The organism is Allorhodopirellula heiligendammensis, from assembly GCF_007860105.1.
Classification (GTDB): Bacteria; Planctomycetota; Planctomycetia; order Pirellulales; family Pirellulaceae; genus Rhodopirellula; species Rhodopirellula heiligendammensis.
Genome location: NZ_SJPU01000002.1, coordinates 1,105,904 through 1,129,751 on the forward strand (window position 1 = coordinate 1,105,904; position 23,848 = coordinate 1,129,751).

The following is a 23,848-nucleotide window of genomic DNA, read 5'->3' on the forward strand; positions in this document are numbered from 1 at the left end:
CTTCGTTTTGTGAAACTTGCCGATGCCTGCCGACGCTAGCCTAAAACCCTTGATCGATCTCATGCAGAAAGAGGCACTTCAGCGCGGTGAGTTCACGCTTGCCAGTGGAAAAACGGCAAGTTATTACCTCGATTGTCGTCGCGTGACGCTCCATCCCCAGGGTGCTGGGTTGATTGGCAACGCGATGTTGAACTTCATTGGAAAACAGGGCACGGTCAGTGGCGATATGCCCGATGCGGTCGGCGGGATGGCCATTGGTGCTGACCCGATCACCGCTTCGATTGTCACCATCGCCGGCGGCCAAGAAATCGATTTGTACGGGTTTATGGTTCGCAAGGAGGCCAAGGACCATGGGATGGGCCGCCAAGTCGAGGGGCCCGTTGAGCCTGGCCAGAACGTAGTCATCGTCGAAGACGTGATCACCAGCGGCGGTAGTGCGATCCAAGCTGCCGAGGCAGCTCAGGCGTTTGGGCTCAACGTGATGTATGTTCTCGCCATTATCGATCGTCTGGCCGGGGGGGAGGCCGCGTTTGCCGCCAAGGGGCTGCAACTGCATTCCCTCCTGACGATTCGAGACTTCGGCATCGAGCCTGAATGAGCCGTCGAGCCGGTATCAGGCGTTGGGCCGGAATCAGGCGTTGGGCGAATGGACGGCGGGCTGCCGCCCACTCAATCTCAGCTCGCCACAGATCACTGCATATCGGGGTCGCTGGGGATGAGTTCCACATTCTCCGCAGGAGTCGCGAGCATCGCGGCGGCCTGATCGACGACGGGTCGAGCCCAGCTGTGATTGCCGTATAGCTCAATGACACTACGCAACAATTTGGTGCGTTTTTCAGGGCTCATCTGCCCGCTGGCCTGGATCCGTTTTTGCAGCATCTCAACTCGCCGATCCGTTTCCAGAAGGGGGGCGTCTTGATCGTCCAGTCGTAGCAATTCTTCGCGGACGAGCTTGGCCAAGTGGTCGATAGCGAGCAATGGATCAACCTGTTCGAGTTCATCATCCGCGGCGCTCGGCGTTGCTTGGTCGTCCGTGAACAATACCTGCCAGGCGAGGAGCTTTTTTTTCGCCTCGACAGGCGAGGTCGTCCGCAGTTCCATTGCCTCGATGAACGTCTGGGCCGCTGGATTGAGCTTCTCCACGCCTCCGAGTCTTCGCGAACGCGTTGCGAAGCGTTTCAGAGTTCGTTCGAGGTCAGCTTGCTGTTTCCACCGCTCGACCTGGTGGACGTGTTCGCTGTCAGGATAGTGTACGAGAAATCGATCCATCAGCGATTCATTCAAGGTCAGCTCGTCCTCTCGCGCAGCGGTCTGTAGCGTGGCGTACATTGAATCCGCCGAAGGAACGCGAGTAGCACGCAGGAACAGATAGACGCCGCCCGCCAGAATTGCAAGCATTGCTGTGAAGGACGCGATCTGTAACCAATGGTGCGTGGGCGCGGGAGTGACGTCGCCATGGAAATAGCCATCATTGGAATGGTCCTGCTCCACGGTCTGAAAACTGGTCGGTGACTGCGTGGGTGACGCGGTCTCGCTGTCATCCGTTCGGCTGCCGGTGTTATTGGGAATGTCGGTACCTGCGGTGGCACGATCGTCGCCACGGCTTAAAAAGACGCCGCTCGAATTTGAAACGGAAGATCCGTCACGGGCGTCGTCCAAGTTCTTTTGTGCCGTACCGCTGCCGGCGATATTGAGCTCATCGCCGTGCAGCCCACCAGTCAGATCGGGTGACCCGCTATCAACACTAGCGTTTGTGCCATTGTGCCTGTCGGACTCGTTTCGAGTCGTTTGATCCTGCACGGATACCGTCTGTCCCCTCTGCAGCCCTGCCCGCGTCGCTTTGAGTCGCTTATTGACCGCAATCGCCGTTGGCGGTCGATCGCGAGTATCTTTTTCGAGCAGATCGTGAACAATCTCAACGACTTCGTGCGGGATATCTGGATTGATCAAATCCAGCGGCACGGCCTGGTCCTGTTGGAGTGCCTCGATGACCTGCGTCAGTTTCTTGCCTGCGAACGGGGACCGACCCGCCATCATGGCGTACATCACACTGCCCAAGGCGTACAAATCTGTCCGTGGCGTGATCGGTCCATCACCAGCTTGTTCGGGCGCCATGTAGTCGGCGGTACCGAGTACAGAACCGGCGAGCGTCTGGTCACCGTACCCAAACAGTTTAGCGATACCGAAATCCACAATTTTGACTTCATTCGCTGCTGTTAACAGCAAATTCGCCGGTTTGAGGTCACGATGAATCACACCCATATCGTGGGCATGTTTGAGCGCAGAGGTGATCTGAATCGCAATGTCGACCGCGGGCAGCCAACTCATACGCTTAACATCACGGATGCGCTGTTGCAGTGATTCACCCCGGACCAGTTCCATCGCATAGAACAAGCGACCTGATTCTTCGCCATAACCGATTAAATGAACGATGCCAGGATGGCGAAGGCGGCGGAGCGTTTCGACTTCGGCGTCAAAACGGCGGCGGAATCGCATATCGTCGGCGACATGTTGTGCGATCAATTTGACAGCAACTTGATCGCCGGAGGTGACATGCGTCGCCTCGTAGACGGAGCCCATTCCACCCCGACCGATGACCTTTCCCAGTTTATAGGGTCCGAGGCACTCGAATTCGCTCATGGCGATGCTCCGTTGGCGTCGGTTGATTCGTTCGCTCCGGCACTCCAGCGGCTGTGCGGCGTGCGTGAAATGCGAACGGACTGATCATTGCTCAGCTTGCGAATAACATCTTCGGATTGTTGGACCGCCGCCTGCGTGGTCAGTGGCGACAGCGTCACGCGGAAGGAAGCTGTTTCCCCGCCGTCAAGTTTCAGCGTGCGTCCGTTTTCATGTTCAAAACTACGTTGGTTTGGGAAATTGGTCGCCGGCTCGAGGCCACACACATATCCGTCGCCTGTCTCCGCAGCGTTTTTCCAGAGGATGAACCAGGGGAGGGTTGAGGTTTTAAAGCGAACCTCCAATCCACGTTTGCGTTCTGCGTCGGCGAGCAACGCCCGGGCGATGCCGGAATCGTCTGGCAGCGGACGAGCAAAATAGACACGTTCCTGATAGGCCGAGGTGGGGCCTTCCACCCGGTTCCACTGATCAATCTGTTCGGCCGCGTGGTCGTCACGTGGGGCCAGTTCATCCAACGCCATGCTCAGGGTCGCGTTTTCGCCGAGCAGTGGAGAGCCGACATTGATGTGATAGAGCAACTGCATCGACTCTGGCGTGGAAAGTTCGTTGGTCACGTCATCGAGCAGCTCCACGTCGTCGCGATCAGCGTGGATACGGACTCGAGTGCGCATTCGCCAGCGTTTGAAGAACAATCGAGCTTCGATCGTTTCAGCAACCAATTCGACCCGTCCGGATGCTTCGTCAAACTCCACCGAGAGCGCGTCCGCGGGGGTGTTGGCGATATGACCATGCAGCGGATAGACCAGCCGCCCGGACGAGTCGTGCTCGGGAGCCCCGTTGCTTTCAAGACCACAGCGCACCACCAGTTCGTCGAAACCGGAAAGCCATCCCAGTCCGCTCGGCTCCCCGATGTCGACGTAGTTCGGGTGAACAGGGCCGACCACCGGCGATTGCCATTGATAGCGGACCCCATTGGCTTGCATCCGCCAAATCGACATACCCCGGGTCGGCAAAATATCGACATGCATCCGTTCGTTGGCCAGTCGGATGATCTCCACCCCCTCACTGACGCCGCCGCGAAACACACCGCGGCGAACTCTCAGCTCCCCGACACGGGTTTCGATGGTCAGGTGCAATACGCTCGATTCATCCCATTCAATGCGATCTTCACGGTCTTCGGTGGTTCGCAGGACGATAGTTTCAGTCGGCATAACAAAAACGGAAGGTTGGAAGGAAGAAAAAAATGCGGCAGGGGTGACAGATCAAGGATCGATTGTCGACGACGCTACGGTCCAATGCTTTCTTGTAATGGTACCGCAATCAGCGTAAAACAACGGCTGCTGGTGCGATCGACGACTATTCTGGGCCTCGGGCTCCGCCGCAGCCAGCGTTCACCCATTTTCCCACCTTCCCAGCCAATCCGTAAGCGGACCTACTTCGATGAGCAACGTGAAATTAGACGAAGGCCTTGTGCGAGGCGACAGTGTCACCAAGTTACTCGATTCAGCACTCGATGCGGGGGAGGGGGTTTTGCGATTGACGCCCACTTGGGTGCCACGCTCATTTTTGCACCCCGGGCGTCGTATCAAACTGCATCCCGGCGATTATTACCGGTTTGGTGCTGACCGAGGAGGTATCGACGAACGCTGGTTCGGCAGCACGACCGACGCTGCCAATGAAGGTCGCGTGTGGCACGAAGGCCAGAGCTTCTGTCTGTTCGAAGGCAAAAAGTTCATGCTCAAAGATGCTGTCGCCGAGCGGGGCGTTGACCTGGTCGGCGAGGCAATTTTCAATGAATACGATCGCTGGCCGGTGTACTCGAAATTCTTTGACAACATGGGCCCGATCCCGCATCATATGCATCAAACGTTCGAGGATGCCAAACTCGTCGGCCAGGAAGGCAAACCGGAAAGCTATTATTTCCCGCCCCAACTGAATAATGTCGACAATAACTTTGCGTACACGTTCATGGGACTTGAGCCAGGAACTCAGCCTGAGGATGTGCGGCGCTGCCTGGAAAACTGGAACGCGGGTGACAATGGCATTCTCGACCTCAGCCGCGCCTACCGTCTGAAGCGGGGCACCGGGTGGCTGATCCCGCCGGGAGTCCTGCATGCCCCCGGATCGCTGTGCACGTACGAACCTCAGTGGGGCAGCGACGTGTTCGGTATGTACCAATCCATCGTCGAAGGTCGCTATGTACCGTGGTCGCTGTTGGTCAAAGACATGCCTGAGGAAAAACACCAAGACCTCGACTTCATTGTCGGCCAATTGGACTGGGACAAGAACGTTGACACCCATTTCAAGAACAGCAATTATCTCGAACCGATCCGCGATGAGAAACGCAGCGGCGATGGCTTCGAAGATTTGTGGATCGTTTATGGAACCGTTGATGGCAAACAGTGTTTCAGTGCGAAGGAGTTAACGATCCAGCCCGGCGCGAAATGCACGCTGAAGGACGGCGCCACAAGTAGCTGGATCACCGTGCAAGGTCGGGGGCGAATCGGTTCTCTCGATTTGCAAACGCCCGCCATGATTCATTTTGGTGAGAATACAACAGACGAAGTCTTCATTTCGCACGTGGCCGCGACAGGTGGCGTTGAAATCGAGAATCTTGGTAGCGAGCCACTCGTCGGCCTCCGCTACTTTGGACCCGACGCCCATTCGGACCTGCCGAAAGCCGGCTCGTGAGTCGGTAGCGAAAAAAGAGCCGCAGGTTGTCTAACCTGCGGCTCTCGATGCTTTCTTGAGCGACTGGGAAAGTCGCCTGGACGGCCGTCTAACACTCTCGGCTCACGTTAGCCTGTAACGTGACGCCTGAGAGCAGTCCTGGCGGCGGGATCACTAGCGGTTGTTAAACAGCTCGCGAATCCCATAGGTGAAGAACGTCCCCAAACCGAAGTTGATGACTTCTTCTTCGCACTTGTACTGCAGGATTAGCGTATCACCAGGTTGGACCAGGGGGCGACTGCGGGGATCATTGATCGCTTTGGCGAGGTCGACTTCGATCGCAACCTGCCCCTTGCACGGCGTGTTGCGAAGGACGTAGAGCATACCCGGAGCCACACCCATGCTTCGCAGACCCCCGATTCCACCACCACCACCTCCCCGAGCTTCGGATCCGATCCCTTGGCCGGCTAATGCCATCGCGCCCAGCACGTCGAGGTCATAGTCTCGCGGTAGCAAGTGTTGACCACCTGGCAGCAATCCACCGGTGTAAAAGACCTCCGTTTCTCGGCTTTCGATATACACGATATCGCCATCTTGCAGCGTGATGTCCTCTTCGGAAATATTCGGAATGACGCCTGGGCTCACCCGCAACGGGATGCGGAGGATCGAAGGATCATCGGGTAACTCCGGTGCACAGTAGCACGGGTCGACTTCCGCTGCGCGTTGGGCGGCCCAGTACTCGCGAAGAAAATCAGCGCGTTTACGTTTGTCCGCTTCCGACGCTCGCAACACGAGGACTTCATTCTTAGCGGTGAGCCCTGGCAATCCGCCGGTTTCCACCAGGGCATGCAGCACATCGTTCTGGTAGGCGGGGAGTTTCACCAATCCGCCCGAGGCGGAGCGATCGCTACCAAGGATGGTCGCGTCGCCACCGCGGCTTCCTCCGCCGATGGCATCTTCCCGCACCACAATCACATCAAACGTGCGTTCCTTGATCAACGTGACGATCGGTCGCGCCTTCTCTTCACGCAAAATCTCTTCTTTGATGTACACCTGGCGTATTTTTTCACGCACCTGATCGAGGGTCAGCCCACTGACCTTGAGCGGCTCAATAAGCGGCAAAGCCAAAGTACCGTCATTCTGCACTGCGATGGGGTAACCAATCGAAGGCGGCAGGGTGCTGTTCTCGGCAGGAAAGTTGACCGGCGGTGGTTGTGGCGGCGCGTTAGGGGCGTTGAATGGTAACACACCTTCGATATACACCCCGAGAATATCATCGGGGCCGATCTGATAGTCGCGAGGCGGTTCGCGTGACAAGATCGCGATGTCGACCGGAACCAAATCGTTCTTGGGCGGCGGGAAAAATTCTGGCGACAATCGATTGGCAGGAATGCCATTGATAGGCTGAGTTAAGCTCGTACAACCGGTCAGGGATGTGGCCACTGCGACAGCAAGACTGCACCCGATGGCCGAGCGGAAAAGTCGCCCGACTGGGGATTGAAAAACGGTGGTGTTCATATTCGAACTCTCCAGAACTTGATATGTGTTTTTCGGTCGCAGAACCGAGTTGTTAGCGTGATCCGCCGGCTTGTTTTCCGAAGATCTCTTCGATAACCGCGTCAATTTCCGCTTGGCTGGGCTCACTGACGCCATAGGGGAGTTCAACGTCGTTGATGCCGGCAGGACCGGATGTCTTTGACATCGAGACCGGTGTGGTTTCACGCGGCACCAGCTCTATTCGATCGCTGGGGGCGGGTGTATTCGTTGGACCTAGGGAGCTGCCGATGGACGATCTTGGTCCGCTCTTGGGCGTCTCATCCCATAGGCCAAACTCCGGTTGAGTCGCTCGTGGCTTTGGGGCGGAGAGCACCGCTTCGCTCAGCTCGTTTGAAAACGGAGCGATGCTGACTTCAGCGGGCTTCTCGTCGTCAAATACGTCATCGAGCTCCTCGAGTCTTGATCGCACCGGTGGTGGGACCTTTTCGGGTGGTTCGACTGATCGTTCGATGGGCGATGGTTCGAGGTTTCGTTCCGCCGGTGCCCGTTTGGGACTTGTCGCTCCAGCGTTTCTGTCTTCAACGGTGACCCCATCTGGCACCAATGTTTCACCTTCATCGAGCACGATGCCCGGCGGTAAGGTGTGGGAGGTCGTTGGTGGGATGGGAGCCATGGCTGGCGTCGGCGAAGCTGATCCGGTCATGTTGGTTCCCGCTTGGGGCGCACCATTCAATTGGATCAAGTTGTAATTACCGATGCCGTCTTGTTCGGCTGCCTTCGCACCGAGCGGAAAGCCTTCGTACCAGGCATTGACGGCGGCTTGGCCCGTACCACTTTGGTAACGCCAACCCCAGTATTCGGACGAGACAACCGTCGGTGTGCAGCCCGCGCCACCGTTGGCGACATCGAGATACCCCGCAATGAAGCCGTTCCGGAAGTCTTTGAGGTAGCAGTGTCCTCGGTAGTGGTGCTTGACGCGAAACCACGCTCGGGTTGCCATCACCTGATTGCGATGGCTGATCATGAAATCATCAATGCAATCGCAATGCTGGATTTTTTGTTGGAGACCACCTAGGACCGTACAACCGGAGAGCCCCGTTGTCGCGATGCCCAGTACCAGCCCGAGAGCACATCGTTTCCAATATCGGCTAGTTGGATTGGGTGCAGCTTGGACGGCGGCGGGTTCCGATGTCGAATTATCTAGTTTGGGCATCATGCCAGTTCCCCTCGCGGTGGATTGGTCGACTCCGCGTGTCAATCACGCGATACGTCTCCTGCCACCATCTCGCCCCCCACAGGCTGCAACGGCGTTCAGAATTGAGAACCTAACGCTTGAGCGGTGGTACCGCAGCAAGTGTCTTCCTTGCCTTCTTTATCGCCCGTTCTCACTGTTCGGTTTAGCCTAAAAGTCCGAAAATGCTGGCCTGGGCTATTGTGGCGTTCATGCCGGGGACGCCGAATGTCCCTGCGGGACCGGTTAAGATAGCCTCGGGCGTGAGTAGAGTTCGGCACCCCTTAGGATATTGCTCAAGAGAGACGCTGGGTGCCCCACGGACCATGCGTCATGGAATCTGCTCGTCTCCAGAGCACGGGCAGGTTCCGTAAATCTACCGGTTTTTCGCTACCACTCGAGGTTTCACGAGCTAAGTTGAATAGATGCACGGTCGTTTGTGTCCAGGAATGACGATATTAATGCAACGTCGAGCTAATCGATCCTTCGTGTCTTTTTCCCATAATTCGTAGGGTGTGGTTTTCCATTGAGATAATGTTCCCTCTTTCTCTCGCATTCTTCGCTTCGGCATTCGCTGCGGTACTGCTCGTTCCGATCGTTCGGTTCATTGCTGTCCGCATTGGGTTGGTCGATCGTCCGGATGCGGAGCGAAAGCTGCATGGACAGCCCATCGCCCTCGCAGGGGGGGTGGCAGTGTTCGCGAGCCTATTGATTGGAATTTGGGTACCGCTCGGCCTGCAAATGCGCTGGCAGTATGCCATTCCCGTGAACATGGACGCCCAACGTTGGTTTGTTTTGTTGGGGGCGTTAATTGCAATATTGATCGTGGGGTTGATCGATGACAAATGGTCTCTTCGCGGTCGGCAAAAACTATTGGCCCAATGTCTCATTGCCATGGTGGTTGTGGGGAGCGGTACGTCGCTCGATGAGATCAGTTTATTGGGGCTGAGTATTCCGTTGGGAGTGTTTGCGTTGCCCTTTAGCGTGTTGTGGTTGCTGCTCTGCATCAACGCGTTGAACTTGCTCGATGGTGCTGATGGCATGGCGACCACGGTCGGCATTTTTATATCGGGCGCGCTGGCAATGATTAGTTTCTTACACGGTAGTCTGCCGTTGATCACGATGACGGCGTTTGCGCTGTGTGGTGCTCTGGTGGGCTTCCTTGTTTACAATCGCCCTCCGGCATCGATTTTTCTGGGCGATGCGGGCAGTATGATGGTGGGGTTGCTCATCGGCGTGCTGTCAATGTGGTGCCAACACAAAGAGACGACAGCCTTTGCCGCAGCACCCCTGGCCATTTTGGTCTTGCCGCTGTTTGATTCAGTGGCAGCTATCCTCCGTCGATGGCTGACTGGGCGCAGCCTGTATGCGACTGACCGTGGTCATATGCACCATTTACTCAACGAGAGATTTGGCCGCGTTGGAACGCTGTGGGTTGTCGCGGCGGCATGCCTGTTGAGTTCCTCGACCGCGATTGCCTCGGTATGGTTGAAGCAGTCGTGGTTGGCCCCCGTGGGAGCACTGATCGTCTTGACCGTGTTTGTCGGCACGCGGACTTTTGGATATTCTGAACTGCGATTGGTCGCCGGCCGCGCTCGGCATCTGCTGATTTCATTTTCGCTGCGACCAGCCGTTTGCGAGCAGCAAAAACACGAGCGAGTTTTGAAACTCCAAGGTGACGGACCGTGGCATGATGTGTGGGAGCCTTTGATCGACTTTGCCGTTCGTCAGAATCTCGCCAGTGTCATCATCGACGTTAACATGGCATGGTTGCAAGAGAGCTATCACGCAACTTGGCGGAGCGTTCAGTTACCTGAACCCGCATTCCAAAGCATCGTGCGGATCCCCTTGTTTGCCGCCCGCGAGCACAGTGGGCAGTCAGAGCGAGTTCCGATCGGTCGCCTGGAAATCATCGCCTCATCGAATCCCGACTCCTTGAACCGCCTGTCTGATTTTCTAGAGCATGCGGCCGAGTTGCAAATTCAGGTTGAGCATGTCGTGAAACAGATCGAAGAGTTCAAACGTCGCGCGCTAGCGAAATCACCTGGCACTCCCAATTCGGTGAGTGCCTCACAGAATGTGATGTCCAAAGTATCGTGATGCCGATTCCGTCTTACATCGTTTGGGAAGACGGAGATGCTTTTTCGGTAGCAGGATCTCTAGATGAGCTCATCAAGTTGTTTGGTGAGATCGGCAAAGTGGTCTAACGTGGTTTTCACAGCGCCAGGTTGTGTCATGTCAACACCCGCTCCCTTGAGCAAATCGAGCGGGTCCTGGCTACAACCTCCACGCAGAAAACCCAAATAGTCGTCAAGCTCGGCTTGCCCACCGCTGAGGACGCGGCGACTGAGTGCTACCGCGGCGCTCAATCCAGTTGCGTACTTGTAGACATAGAATGCTCGATAGAAATGTGGGATGCGAAAACACTCCAGCTCCAGCGACTCATCGACCACAAACTCTGGACCAAAATACGCGTCGAGCAGTTCGCGGTAAGCCGAACGTAGCGAAGCGACCGTCAGCGGTTCACCCGCTTCGGCCATTTCGTGCGTGCGTTTCTCGAACTCCGCGAACATCGTTTGCCGCACCACCGTGGCTCGCAAGCCATCGAGTTCGTTGTTGATCAGGTACGCCCGCTCGGTGTCGTCTCGGGCATTCTCGAGTAGGTGAGCCGTCAACAATTGTTCATTGAACGTGCTGGCCACTTCGGCGACAAAAATGGTGTAGTTGTAGTACTGGAAAGGTTGGTGCGAAGCGGAATACCAGCTGTGCATCGAGTGTCCTGCCTCGTGGGCCAATGTGAACACATCGTTGAGCACCTCCTCCTTAAAATTCATCAGGATGAAGGGATCGCCATCGAAGGATCCGCAACTGAACGCTCCGCTCTGCTTGCCCCGATTGGGATAGCGGTCGGACCAACGGCCACGCAGGCCACCTTCGAGTGTACCAACGTACTCATTGCCCAGCGGCGAGAGCGACTTCAAAATTACTTCGACAGCTTGGTCCCAGGTATGGTGCTTCTTAATACCGGAGAGGATTGGTACGTACGTATCGTAGTGGTGCAGGTCCGATAAACCCATCTTCCGCCGCCGCACATCGAGATAGTGATGTACGGCTGGTAGCGAGTCTCGCACTGCTGAAATCAGGTTGTCATAGACGGTCGTGGGGACGTTGTCGGAAAACAGCGATGCCTCGAGGCTACTGGTGTAGTTGCGGGCCCGTGCATAGTAGACATCACGCTGGATGCTTCCACTGAGTGTCGCGGCGAGTGTGTTACGGTGGTCGTCAAAAACACCGTAATACTGATCAAATGCGGCCTTCCGAACGTCACGGTTGGGACTGAGCAGAAACTGACTGAATGTGGCATGGGACAACTCGATGGACCGGCCGCTGTCGTCGGTGATGTCACCAAACTTCAAATCCGCGTCGTTGAGTTGTCGGAATGCATTGCCAGCGGCTCCGGACATCTCCCCCTGCATCGCCAATAGTCGTTCTTCGCGATCGCTCAACGTATGCGGTCGATAACGCACAACTCGCTCGAGTTGCAGTCGGAACGGAGCGAGTTTTGGATCGTTCAAAAACGCATCCATGGTTTCAGTTTCGATCGCCAGTAGCTCAGGCCGCACAAAGCTCGCGGCTTGAGAAGCTTTGACGACCAGGTTTTGAAACCGCAGCTTTCTCCCTTGGTGGTCGCTGTCGCCCTGGTCTTCGCTCGTCCGCAAGAACGCGTAGGTTCCCAACCGCTCAGCGATGCGATCAATCGCGAGATCAAAGGTGAGAAATTCCAATAGTGTATCGACGCTTTCTCCTAATCGACCTTGATAGTCAGCAAAACGATCAATCTGACCGGCGACTTTGTCAAAGTCAGCCTGCCAGTCCGCTTCGGTCTCATATAGACTCGCCAGATCCCAGCAATCTTCAGCGGGTACGTCGCTGCGGAGTGGCAATTTTGTTGGAGCGGTGGTCGCGGTCATGTGGGCAATCCGTTGAAAGCGAGAATTCGGAGCAAAACAGGGATCATCGTCGACGAATCCGTCACCGCCTTCAAGTAGCCCCTGAAACCGATTGCTACGCTCGCCCGAGCATGGCTACTGAAATGGATGCGATTTTCAACCTTCCGGCGACTCTGGCCTTGAAAAAACCGCGTCCATCAGTCAACGGCGCTTCCCCACCAGGTGGGGTTGGGTTGATAGTCGGGCTCCAGCATCTCAGCGTGAGCTTGCTCCAGGCGGTGCTTGCCGGGACCCTCGATCTGAGCTTGACGTGTCCTGGCCTGCTCAGCGTCGTAGCGTGGATCAGGTGTTGGAAATTGAGCTTCAACGGATTGTAGATACGTCAGCAGGATGTCTCGCATGCTGTTCACCCGACTAGGGTGATCTGCGGCGATATCGTGTTGCTCCGATGGATCGGTTCGCAGGTTGTATAGCTCGTCGTGCGCGTCGAGATGGTAGTGGATCAGTTTGTAGTCTCCCAATCGAATCAACGAGGAGGGCTCACCACCCTGATTGTCGTAATGAGGGTAGTGCCAAATCAGAGGCCGCTCGCGGAGCCGCTCATCCGGTTTGCCCGCGAGCAGCTTTTCCAGCGATTGACCATCAGCATGCTGTTGTGGTCGCAGCGGCAATCCTGCCAATTCGAGCACGGTTGGATAAAGATCTGCGCCAGTGACTGGCACGTCGCTAGTCATGCCGGCGTGCGTCAACGCGGGATAGCGAATGTACAACGGTTCGCGGATTCCTCCCTCCCATTGCCGGCCTTTGCCACCACGCAGCGGCAGGTTGGACGTGGAGTAGGCGTCGCCCGAAGAAACACCGCCATTGTCGCTGGTGAAAATCACGATCGTATTATCTCGTTGCCCCGAGGCATCGATGGCATCGAGCACGCGACCGACGGCGTCATCGAGCAGCTCAATCATCCCGGCATAAATCGGATTGTCTTGAATCTGACGCACCGGCAGGGTGCGATCGATGCGGAACCGGTTGCCGTCGGCCGGCGGTGCGGGCGCGGCATCGCGGTATTTTTTCCACAGGGGCTGCGATGTCTGGATGGGACCGTGCACCGTGTAGAACGCCAACATTGCAAAGTACGGCGAAGGCGCCGCTGCGGGGGCAGATGGCGAAATGAAATTGGCCGTTTCGTCAGCCAGCCGCAGGGTCAGCGATTCACCCGCTGGGCCGTCCTTGAGTTTGGGATTGTTGTATGGAGAAAAATAACCACCTGGAGGCGAACCCTTGGAGTGACCACCGAAGTTAATCGCGAATCCGTGATCGGTCGGCCGCGAACCCTCCCCGCCCAGATGCCATTTGCCAGCGAAGAAGGTGCGGTAACCGGCCCCGGCGAGTGCTTCGGCAAGCGTCTCATCGTCACTGGGCAATCGTCGACCGTATTCGGGCTGCAGCAATGGTTCGTTTCGATTGAATTGCGTGCCCGTCGCGCCACCGATCCACTGCGTGATCCCATGGCGAGCCGGAAACTGCCCAAGCAGGATGCTGGCCCGCGATGGGCTACACACCCGGCAGTTCGCGTAGGCGGACGTGAACCGCATGCCACTCTCGGCGAGCGAATCGATGTGAGGCGTGCGGTAAAACGTACTGCCCTCGACGCCCAGGTCACGAAGGCCGAGATCGTCGACCAAAATCAAGACGACATTCGGGCGCGTGGGCTGGGAAGTTGCAACGCTCTGGGGCGTCGTCGCGATCTCGTCCGCCCCTGAGCGATCTGGACAGGGAAGCAGAAGAGCGGCTAGCGACACGATGCCCAGCAAGACGCGGCGGGACGTCGCTCGCCGATTGAATGTCACTCGAGAGGTCCTCATGGCGATGGAAATACTAGCAGCTAGATGGGATCAGGGATTTTAGTTCTCGACCGGACGGGCCTGTAGGCTCCAGCTATGCAGCATACCGAATCGCTCGCTGCGCGTGCCACGAATAACCAGCTGCCAAACCCCTTGAATCGATTTGCCATTGTAGACACTCAGACCAGGCTGATGCTTGACCAAGCCTTCAGGGATATAGCTACCCTCGAAAGGCGGGCGTCCCTTGACGATCGGCTCGGACGCTTGATCGTCAAAGATTGTTTCATCAAAGTTATCGTCGTGACCGCCTACCTCGGTGAATAGTTCAATGCGTTCGCCACCGGGGCCAGTGAGATAGGCATCGAGTTGACCAGCATGGGTATGGGTGATCGACAACTGCACGTTCAAGTCAGCAATTGAGAAGTCTTCCTTGACATCAATCTCCGAGATAACGGTTTGACCAGGAGGCAATGCTTTCGCCTCGGAGTTGCGAAACACGCCGCCGACGAGAGCACGAGATCCCGCCAACTCACTGGCCGTTAACAACCCATCACTATTGGCATCCCAGGCACCGAATTCAGCGATTGCCTCCGGCGTTGGTTCGGGAGCGAACTCGATCATGGAGACTTGTTTGTCTTGGTTGATGTCGCGTTCATAGAACCAACCTGGCAAGCCGTTGTCGATGCCGCCGGCCTCGTCCTGGAGTCCAACCACATGATTGAGTAGTTCGTCACGACTGATGTTGCCGTCGCGGTCGATATCGATTTGGGAAACCGGCATTCCCAGTTCGATAGATTCAGACCGATCGAGGTGCCCATCTCGATTTCGGTCAAATCGGCCCATGATGCCCGATGCCAGCCAGTGGCTGGTGCCGCCCCGCCGCCATGAGCGCTCCTCGCGCGAATCACGGCTGCGATCTGGGTCTGATGGTTTTATACCATTGCCCGTCCGCCGCGCTTTCTGGATCAGTTCGTCCGAGTCACTCGATAGCATCCGCCGCCGAGCGTATCGCTGCGCAAGTTCGAGCCGATTGAGCCGGTCGTCTTGATTGAGGTCGTCTGCAAACGGATCCCGATACGACCAATCGCCGCGGCGTGCCTCAGACCGATCAATCGACCCACTGTGGTCACGGTCCAACCGCCGCAGGATTCGATCAGCATCCTCGAGATCAGACTCGGTATAGGGGTACTTTAAGTCACCCGTGCCAAACTCCGGCACCAAAGGATCACCGCGATCAACGCCAAAGGTACGGAGTTGCCCTTCGCGTTCAGGGCGAACCTCCTTACGAGATACGCCGTTTTGCATCGCATAATAAACTCTCGCGGCTTCTTGTAGTTTATCAATATCGTTGGAACGCTCCAGCGACATCCGCCGCGCCTCGGCAATTCGCTCCAGATAAGGCCGGGCCAGAGGCGTGATTTCACTGGGATCGATCTCACCGTTGCCGTTGGTGTCGAGCCTTTCGAGTGACTCGCGGAGACCCGCCTGTGCGGATGCATACTGGCAACAACCACAGGAGACGACCACCATCAAGGTCGCAGCAGAAAATGCTTTTGCAATCGACATCAGATCAGCGCTCCGACCGCGAACGGCTCGACGAAGACGAACGACTTCTTGATGTTTCAATCAGCATACCTTCGAGCGCTGCTTCGACAGCCAATACGTTGGTGGGCACGATGACCTCAATGGCTTGTTCACCGCGTGAGTCGATCAAGCTGATGAGTGATTGGACTTCTTCTAGGAGTCGCTCAGGAGCGGTCACAACCAATGAATTGCTCGCTTCGTGAACCGCCACTGTCATGGTGGGTGCGAGGTCTTTAGGCTGCGACGCCTTGGCCATTGCTGCCAGCTTCTGCGCCTGGGCGTCTTCTTTGGATGACCGGGCATCATTGGAGGGCCGACTGCTGGCCTGGTTGCTCCCATTGCCGGAATCCTTGTCATTCGATGCCACACGGCTGCCGAAGGATTGTCGGATCACATCAGCCGCTTCACTGGCCTTGATATTCACCAGTTCGATGACGCGAGCGTGACCGTGCGTCAAGACATCGGCGATTCCGTTCTCTTTGTCGATGATCCGCAGGTAGTCTTCCACCATCGTGATGTCGGCGATCGGGCCCTGGGCGATCAAGCGATTCAGGCGGGTGTCAGCGACGACGGTCATCGCGCCACTGGTCAGTGTCAGCGTGCCCTCTGCGGTGGATAGATAGCTACCTGACAAGAACGACGACTGGGCCGACATGTAGCCATTGACTAGTGTTCCGGCATCGGATTCCTTCGCAAATTCGCCCCCGTCGATCAGTTTGGTCAACATCCGCAAAGCGTCATCGGCTTTCATGTACTGAAGGTAAAACATGATGGGCTTCGTCGTCGCGACGTCAGTGGGACCTGAGATGACGCGGACCAATTCTTCAAAGCGATCGAGTGCCTCGGGGTCGCTCGACTGCAGCAGCAAGCCTCGCGGAGTGATTTGGCACTGGATCGGAGCCGTTTCAGCCGACACGACACAGTCGACCTGGTCCGCTCTCAGATGCGGTCGATTGACCTTGGTAAACGACTCGGAGTGCTGTGCCGATCGGGATGGCTGCAAATCGAACGGCGAATCGTCTTCGCTGGGGGCGATATTGGGAGCAGAGGGCGGGCTGGACGTCGATTGCGACGGCACCCGCTCAGTGGGGACCGTCTCATCATCGCCAGCGGGTAGGTGCGATATCGGGTTGTCGCCCCGCCAAAACTGAGCTGCCGTCTGCAGCACGCGTTCAGCTTGACCGGTTGAAATTGGCAACACGCGGACGTTGCCGCCGACGCTCACCGATTCGGAAGCCTCCAGATCAGCGATGATCTGTTTGATCTGCTCGATTTGAGGACGCTTGGCGCGAACAAACAATCGGCGATTGCCTGCGTCAGCATCAATTTTAGGTTGGTCGGCAGCGGATTCATCGTCATCATCAAATGCCGTGGGGGACAGATCCAGCATCTGTTCGAGCAGATTGACCGCGTAATAGGGATCAATATTCTTCAGCGGGATAACCTCGAACGCCGCGTCGGAGGCTTGCAATTGCTGGACGGTCATCTCGATTTCATGCTGAGTTTTGGCGTCCGCCAATGCGACGATGCTGCCGGCCTTCTCGTCGATCGACAATCGCACTGAACGCCCCGACAACAGCGTCTGTAACACGTCGTACACCATTTCGACATTGCCACCCTCGACGACGTAAGACTTCAAGACCGAATCCGCTTGCATCTTCTCTGCCTCCGGATCTGGTTGATCAATCGCCTCAACCAATCCCTCGATCACCTTGACCTTGTCTTCGACACCAGTAACGAACAGATGCTTGCCGAGCACGTCGGCGGAGAGGCTGACGTCGATACCAATCATTTCGCCGGTGGCCAGTCCCAAGTGGGGACGGGCGACTTCCAAGACGTCTTCGGCGCTGACATGGTCGAGTTTAAAACTCTTGACCACCGTGCCGTTACTCATAGCGGCGGGCTGGAAGGAATCCAGAATCCGTTGCACGCTCCGCAGTTTGGCCGCCGTGTCCGTGATCAGCAGTTGATTTGTCTTGGCAAGCACCGAGGGTGTTGTCATCAATTGCAGTGACGACAATTCCTCAACGGCCTCCTCGGCATCGAACTTCTCGAGACGGAACAGGCACTTGACAACGTCTTGGTCACTCAGGGATGGCAGCTGTTCAGGAGTGACCATTTCGGCAATCGCGTCGAGTTGGGCCAAGCTGCGAGGGTCGCTCAAGTTGACTACCGATAGCAAATTGCCCGATCGAACCAGCGCGAACCCTTCAGGAATCAAAAACAAGTTGATGCGGTTGAGCGCCTGCTCGGGGCTGAAGGATCCCTTGTCGTTATAGGTGAAACTGCCCGGTGGCAACTCACCAAACTGTAGCGCCAGTCCAGCCTCGTCGGCCACCCACTCGATCACGTCTCGCCACGGGGCGGCATTGAAAGAAAATCGCAATTCGGAGGCTGGCCCGACCGCAGTCGCCGTTTCCATCGACTCCGTCGCGTCACTGGTCAAGGCAGCAGGAGCTGCTTCACCGACAAGCCGAGCCTCGCGATCAGCGTGGGACTCCATTGCGGGAGCCTGGCTCGTCGGTGTTGCGGTTTCTTGGGCTGTCGCCGGGAATGCCGCCACCAGCAACGCCGTCCCACCGCACAGCGGGAGCAGACGAGCGACGGCGCGACCGAGACTGCCACGAAGGAACACAACCGCATTAGCAAGTTGGAGTGTGATCATGGGATTTAATCAGATTCTGCGACGGCGATGCTCATCATTCGTGACGAACGAAAGCGATAACGCCGATCTGGGGTGGGGCACGACGCCAAGCCGAATGCTTTGACGCGTGGAATGAAGGCGGGAGTCGTTGCGGGACAGGGTGACCGCAGGCGGGATACCTGCATCATAGCCAAAACTCACCCGCATGGGGAGAATGAACTCAAATTTCAGCCGATTTCTGAAGCTGCCCGATTCTTTGGACTGACCGAGCCAAGTCAACCCCAAAAATGCGGAGTTCACTTGCAATGGACGCCGAGCACGGCGGGTTTGCCCGCACCCTGGACCGCATCCCGTGGACCCCGGTGAGCTTGCCGGACCTGCACCGGAGTCTCGGCATGAGCGGCGTTCCCTGGCAAAAGCCAGGGAACGCGCCGTCCCTTAGCGGGACTTCGGCTGTGTGATGCCTGCGGCGTGGTTTCGCGGGTGTCCTCCGCAAACCAATGTTCTGATCGTGGAGCGATCAGCGGTTGTCCATTCCGACCTTAGCAAACCGCAACGCGGCTCTTACGACGACGATAGGCACCCGCAGCACCAATCGCCAGCAGCGAGAACATCGCTAGAGTTGCGGGCTCGGGAACTGTGTTGACGATGATTGTCGAGCGTCCCAGTTCCTCGCCATACCCAAATCCGCCAACCTTTTCGTAGGCAACCAGGGAGAACGTGTACTGGCCACTAGCGTTTGGGTTAAAGGAGTTGTAAGTAGGTTCAGATACCCCAAAGATACCGGTTCCAGTACTCAGATATCCAAACCCTAGATTCAACGAGTTCTGGTACTGAAGTGCCGAAAGACTGGGAATATTAATAACTCCGAGTTCGTCGTCACTAGTGCCAACCCCCGGATCCATATCGTAGAACAATCGATACCGGTAGTCACCTGCAGCCCCAGGGGTGACGTTGATGTAATAGTTGAAGTTCCACCGGGCGTATCCTGCATTACTTGAATCTTCTCCCAATTCAGCTGAAAAAACACCTGCTCCATTATTGGTAACGGGCGGATTGCTGTAACGCTGAGTTGCAGTCAGCCCCAAGGTTATCGTCTTCCCACTGTTCGAAATCGTCGTGATCGCAACGGCGTTATTGGGAATTCCACTGCCACCAAAGGTGGCAGCAGGCAACGATCCAAAGTCGTCAAACTTGGGATTAAGCACTCCAGCATTACCCACGCCAGCAGACAGCAAAACGCACAAACCTGCTAATAAAACGGCTGCGCCGTTAACATTAAAAAATGTCTTCATATCTAAAAAATCTTCCTAAAAGTCTTCAAATGTAGGGGGGATGAATCTTGGTTTCCGATCGCGGAAACCATCCCGATAAACTGAATCGAGTTGACGATTCAGCCCTACGAAGGCTTCAGGTGACCGTCTAAATCAGGCGACGGTGGTAGCGTGGCATTGGCCAGTTCCACTCGCCACTGCAAACGCGGGTGGGCTGGCGGTGTGACGGTATACAAGAGTGTTGCCTCAGGGGCGACCGAGGAATTGGTGTTCCCTGCCAGTCCTTGGAGCGAGTTGGTCTCGCTCGGCTCGACCTGGATCGGAGCATCCACGGGGCCTTCCGCCGCACTGGCGAACGCCAATAGCGTGTCGTCATCGCTCTGCGCGTTTCCGATCATCGCCAAAGCATTGATGATGATGCCCGCCTCGGCGCAATGGCCCAAGGCGAGGATCGCAATCGCGACGAGGAAAAAAAGGGGACGCATGGCGGCGAAATGGCTGAAACAAACGAACGCAGACGATGAATTGATGCCAAAACTCTCCAGCCGCCCCTCGAATTGAGGGGCCGGATGGAAACTCAGGCGCGAAATCACCACCTTAACCTAGCTGTGGGATCGATTGTCTACCCTTCCAGCTTAGCAGGGTTGGGGGAGTGGTCCCAACCACCCCTGAACGGCTCGCCAAGATAGATGTACACGCTTCCCTGTTTATTTTTTCCTCGATTTCTTTTTCTCAGCCTTCCCGCTGTTGTTATGAGCGGGGATCGGACTCTCAAAACCCGCATAATCTTGGGGACGGATGCCACGAGCGTGCGTTTGGTTGCCGAACGTGTTTGGCTGAAAGGGGCCGACCAGTTCGATGTTCAGATCAGCTGTGATGTCGTCTTCGAGTCCGACGGCCCAGAGGATGCCATTGAGGATCAGCCGTCGGTATCCGTCATTGGTCAGGTCCTCCGGGGTGCCGTAGAGCGAGGTGAACACACGTCCTTCTTGTCCGGATTCGCCCTGATAGGTCCGGGTCCATTCCGACGGCATCGGCGGCTGAGTCTCTGACGCTGGCGAATCGGCAGTCATGCCGTCGAGCGGCTGCGCCATCGTCAGGATTTCGCCATCGGTGGGTTCGCCGACATAGCCACCTGCTTGCACCCACACGTCCTCAACACCTCGTAGGATGGGATGGTCTTTCATCGCCTCGATGACGTCGATGCGGGTACTTTGCACGTGATTTTTTCCGTAATGTCCGACCCAGGTTTGCCCCAGGACTTGGTGCCCAAAACCGAGCTCGTAGCCTTCGACTTTGGAGTCAAATGAGTATTTAGCGAACTCACCGTCCGCAGGAATACGAAAACCGTGGGTGGACGTTCGCAGTCCGACGACGGGGCCACCGCGTTGAAGATAGTCCTCGAAGTGCTGCATTTGCGCAGCAGGAAGATTTTGAAAGCGGAGGAACACGACAGCCAGATCGGCGGTGTCGAGGGCCTCCATGCCCGGTATGTTCGCGGGTGTTCCAGCTACGATTTCGCCAGTATCGGGATCAATGTCGAACAGCACGGTGCATTTGAATCCATAGCGTTTGGCTAGGATGCGGGCGAGCGCGGGCAGAGATTCTTCGGAGCGATATTCATGATCGCCCGCGAGAAACACGATGTGCTTGCCCTGCCCAATACCTTCAGTGCCTTGATAGACGAGTGGTTTGTAGTCAGCTGAGTCAGCGTGGACGGTGCCGGCAAATGCGAAACACAGAGCGACAGTGAGTAGGGCAACTCTCATGAGGGTACTTTTTGCGTGGGGAAGATTCGATTGGATAACGCCATCAATTTATAGTAGATCTTGCCGCTGCCATGGTAGTCGCTCCGGATTGAATGGGGCCTCCGAATTAGCCGGGCCCTTCGGATTGAACGGGGAAGGTACGTCGCTCTGCGGGCAAGTTCTCCGCACGCTTTCGGGGCGATGAGAAGGCTGCCAGAACCCTGTCGCCTGGCCCTGCCTACGCGACTTTCTTGCCGCCGGGAGCACGGAGGTCGAAGAGGCCGAAGATTTCGTCTCGGCTGAGGCCACCGGTTCTCGCCAGCGGGCTGTTGCTGGCGGGCGCAGTGATGCGTTCGTCATCACCGTGCTGGGTGGCGAACAGGGCGTCAAACATCTCACGTTTTTGATCGAGCACGGCGGCGATGCGCTGCTCGATCGTGCCCGCGGCCATCATCCGCGTGACGGTGACGCTGCCAGCGGCACCGATGCGGTGGGCCCGATTGATGGCTTGGTCTTCAATCGCGGGGTTCCACCAGCGGTCGAACAGGAACACATAGCGACAGAACTGCAAGTTCAATCCCACGCTGCCGGCCCCGTAGCTCATCAAGATGATGCGAGCGTTGGGATCGTTTTTGAACTGATCGATCACTGTCTCGCGTTTCTTGTGCGGGATTTTGCCGTGATACTCCAGAGCACCAAAGCGTTCCATCGCTGGTCTCATCTTCTCGATCGTCTTGGTCCACTGGCTGAATAAAATCGCCTTATGTCCGCTGGCGGCAACTTCCTCCATATCGGCTTCGAGTCGTTGCAGTTTCGCACTCGCGCCGGTGACGGGGTCAAAGTTGCAAATCTGTTTGAGCCGCAGGACGAGTTCGAAAACGTGCTGGATCGTCAGAGACTCCTCGAGTTCTTCCAAATGAATGATGCCATCGGACTCGGCAGCTTCATAGCGTGACCATTGCTCGGGCGTGAGGTCAATGTCCGCATCGCGAAACAGTTTCGGTGGCATGTCGTCGAGCACCATATCCTTGGTACGACGAAGGATATAGTCGCTGGCGGCTCTGGCCATCTGCGGCAACGGCATCCCGACGGATAGATATCCCGGCGAGAGGAAGTCGAAGATACCGACGAGATCATCGGGAGAGTTTTCAACGGGCGTGCCAGTCAGTGCCCACGAGCGAGTACGAGGAATCGCTCGGACAATTTCGCTGGTCGTATTGTTGCTATTCTTGATCCTCTGAGCCTCGTCAAGCACCACGAGATCGAAGTGCAGTCCGCCCTCGAGCACGATATCTTTATCTCGCATCAAGAGTTCGTAGTTGGCGATCTTGACAGGGGCGTTGGTCGCACGCCACTGAAATTCGCGTTTTGCGGCGTTGCCCTCAATGGCCATCACCGGGATTTCGGGCGCCCACACACCGAACTCGCGCAACCAATTGCTGACCAGGGGTTTGGGGCAAATCAGTAAGATATTGCGCATCTCACCACTGCACAGCAACATCCGCATGGTACTGATCGCCTGCATGGTTTTCCCAAGCCCCATTTCGTCGGCGAGCACACAGGCGTACCGCGGAAACAAGAACGCAATCCCATCGAGTTGATAGGGAAACGGTTCAAATGGGAAGTTCAGCTGACCACTACCGACGAGCAGATCCAGTGGTGGCTGGAGGAGGTAATACAGGCGGTCTTGGAGTTTGACGATGTCGTTAGGCGGCTTAATCCGTGTGTGTTTTCCCGGTTTACGTTTGCGCGACTTCACGTCTCGATCGACGACTTGGTCGCTCGCTCCAACCCGTCCCGCAATCGCCGCCTTTTCTGCTGGCGGAGTGGCTGGGATCCATGACGCAGCTTCGGGAAAGAGAAACCCGTTGGCCTTGGCTCGTAGAGGCGGCAGTTTGATCGGTACGCGTGTCGTCTGCAGCGGAGGGCAGATGAGCGTCTGAGTCTGGACAGCAAACCCACCGGCATGAAACAATTCGGACTGGTCTGACGAATCGTTTCCTATCAACGGGCGATCGCGGGTTTGGCACCAGCTGAGCGTTGTGTCGATCTCGCACGTCAGCGTGGGGCGTGCTACTGAGGTGTGCGCCACGGAGGATTCGGCCCTGACCCCCGCTGTTAAACCTGATTCGGTTTGGCTGGGGGGGGTGCGAGCGGCAGCCGATTTCGTCGTCGAAAACCACATTCAGGCAGCCCTCGCCATCTGGCTCTGAGCTTCCCGGATCGCTTCGGTGATCCGTTCAAAGGGCTCCCAAGTATCGACAATGTCGGTGAGGCCCGCGGCGATGCACTCTGCGGCTTCGACGAGTTCGGCGGCGACCCACAGGGTGGCATTTCCGAGCGTGATTCGATCATGACCCGATAGTCCCTGCCGCAGGGTACGATCAGGCGCCTCGTTGTCGTCATCTTGCACGATCGCGACGATCGTCGACGGATCGCTCGTCCCGCGCGCCGGATCTGTTCGTTCGGGCAGATGTTCCTGCAGCGAGATGGCCTCGGCTTGGGTGCAGCACAACAACGATATCGGTGTACGGCACTTCTGTAGCAGGGTGGGGCCGATGACCTCACTGATCAGATGTTGGCGAAGTGTCGTTCCGAACAGGATTTCGTGGGCCCGGGAGGGGCGAATAGGTAAGGTGCATTGAAATTCCAACGGTCGGCCGGACCCGTTGAGTACGAGCAGACCCCCTGTCCAGCCTGCGCGTTCGGACTGCACGGTCGTAAAAAAGCCAATCGTGGTGGCCGCCGCAGCGTCCTTGCTTGATCCCATAC

16 protein-coding genes are annotated in these 23,848 nt (G+C 56.8%); 3 read left to right on the forward strand and 13 right to left on the reverse strand.

Annotated elements, in window-relative coordinates:
- Nucleotides 1–22 precede the first annotated feature (22 nt).
- Nucleotides 23–598, forward strand: a complete 576-nt coding sequence (gene pyrE / locus Poly21_RS14495; protein WP_146407674.1) for an orotate phosphoribosyltransferase — start codon at nt 23–25, stop codon at nt 596–598.
- A 92-nt stretch (nt 599–690) separates the two neighbouring features.
- Here the strand turns inward: pyrE and Poly21_RS14500 are convergent, their stop codons facing one another.
- Together Poly21_RS14500 and Poly21_RS14505 are read right to left on the reverse strand one after the other, a co-directional pair.
- Nucleotides 691–2,640, reverse strand: coding sequence for a serine/threonine-protein kinase (locus Poly21_RS14500; protein WP_146407675.1), 1,950 nt, complete (start codon nt 2,638–2,640; stop codon nt 691–693).
- Nucleotides 2,637–3,848 (reverse strand): aldose 1-epimerase family protein, encoded by a 1,212-nt coding sequence (locus tag Poly21_RS14505; protein ID WP_146407676.1) that lies wholly within the window; start codon nt 3,846–3,848, stop codon nt 2,637–2,639. The genes Poly21_RS14500 and Poly21_RS14505 overlap by 4 nt, the downstream gene beginning before the upstream one ends.
- Nucleotides 3,849–4,077: 229 nt before the next feature.
- Between Poly21_RS14505 and Poly21_RS14510 the strand changes: the two genes are divergently transcribed.
- Nucleotides 4,078–5,328 carry a cupin domain-containing protein gene (locus Poly21_RS14510; RefSeq protein ID WP_146407677.1) on the forward strand — a complete coding sequence of 417 codons (1,251 nt, stop codon included), beginning with the start codon at nt 4,078–4,080 and terminating at the stop codon, nt 5,326–5,328.
- Nucleotides 5,329–5,481: 153 nt separating this feature from the next.
- Here the strand turns inward: Poly21_RS14510 and Poly21_RS14515 are convergent, their stop codons facing one another.
- Nucleotides 5,482–6,825, reverse strand: coding sequence for a polysaccharide biosynthesis/export family protein (locus tag Poly21_RS14515; RefSeq protein ID WP_146407678.1), 1,344 nt, complete (start codon nt 6,823–6,825; stop codon nt 5,482–5,484).
- 52 nt (nt 6,826–6,877) lie between these two features.
- Nucleotides 6,878–8,020, reverse strand: coding sequence for a hypothetical protein (locus Poly21_RS14520; protein ID WP_146407679.1), 1,143 nt, complete (start codon nt 8,018–8,020; stop codon nt 6,878–6,880).
- A gap of 549 nt (nt 8,021–8,569) precedes the next feature.
- On the opposite strand from Poly21_RS14520, the gene Poly21_RS14525 reads away from it, so the two are divergent.
- On the forward strand, nt 8,570–10,135 hold the full coding sequence (locus Poly21_RS14525; protein ID WP_146407680.1) for an MraY family glycosyltransferase: 1,566 nt from the start codon (nt 8,570–8,572) through the stop codon (nt 10,133–10,135).
- Nucleotides 10,136–10,194: 59 nt separating this feature from the next.
- On the opposite strand, the gene pepF is transcribed toward Poly21_RS14525, so the two are convergent.
- From pepF to Poly21_RS14570, 9 genes are all read right to left on the reverse strand, one after another.
- A complete protein-coding gene (gene pepF / locus Poly21_RS14530; protein ID WP_146407681.1) occupies nt 10,195–12,006 on the reverse strand; it encodes an oligoendopeptidase F in 1,812 nt (603 codons plus the stop codon).
- 176 nt (nt 12,007–12,182) lie between these two features.
- Nucleotides 12,183–13,847, reverse strand: a complete 1,665-nt coding sequence (locus Poly21_RS14535) for a sulfatase (protein ID WP_146407682.1) — start codon at nt 13,845–13,847, stop codon at nt 12,183–12,185.
- A 39-nt stretch (nt 13,848–13,886) separates the two neighbouring features.
- A complete protein-coding gene (locus tag Poly21_RS14540) occupies nt 13,887–15,392 on the reverse strand; it encodes a proprotein convertase P-domain-containing protein (RefSeq protein ID WP_302118942.1) in 1,506 nt (501 codons plus the stop codon).
- A gap of 4 nt (nt 15,393–15,396) precedes the next feature.
- The gene (locus Poly21_RS14545; RefSeq protein WP_146407683.1) at nt 15,397–18,075 is read right to left on the reverse strand and encodes a secretin N-terminal domain-containing protein; all 2,679 of its coding nucleotides are present in this window, start codon (nt 18,073–18,075) and stop codon (nt 15,397–15,399) included.
- A 521-nt stretch (nt 18,076–18,596) separates the two neighbouring features.
- Nucleotides 18,597–19,349: a PEP-CTERM sorting domain-containing protein gene (locus Poly21_RS14550; RefSeq protein WP_146407684.1), complete on the reverse strand. Its 753-nt coding sequence runs from the start codon at nt 19,347–19,349 to the stop codon at nt 18,597–18,599.
- A 104-nt stretch (nt 19,350–19,453) separates the two neighbouring features.
- Nucleotides 19,454–19,813 carry a hypothetical protein gene (locus Poly21_RS14555; protein WP_146407685.1) on the reverse strand — a complete coding sequence of 120 codons (360 nt, stop codon included), beginning with the start codon at nt 19,811–19,813 and terminating at the stop codon, nt 19,454–19,456.
- A 222-nt stretch (nt 19,814–20,035) separates the two neighbouring features.
- Complete coding sequence (locus Poly21_RS14560) at nt 20,036–21,097, reverse strand: ThuA domain-containing protein (RefSeq protein WP_146407686.1); 1,062 nt, start codon at nt 21,095–21,097, stop codon at nt 20,036–20,038.
- Nucleotides 21,098–21,314: 217 nt separating this feature from the next.
- Nucleotides 21,315–23,261 (reverse strand): DEAD/DEAH box helicase, encoded by a 1,947-nt coding sequence (locus Poly21_RS14565; RefSeq protein WP_146407687.1) that lies wholly within the window; start codon nt 23,259–23,261, stop codon nt 21,315–21,317.
- Nucleotides 23,262–23,846: a hypothetical protein gene (locus Poly21_RS14570; protein ID WP_146407688.1), complete on the reverse strand. Its 585-nt coding sequence runs from the start codon at nt 23,844–23,846 to the stop codon at nt 23,262–23,264.
- Nucleotides 23,847–23,848: the final 2 nt, after the last annotated feature.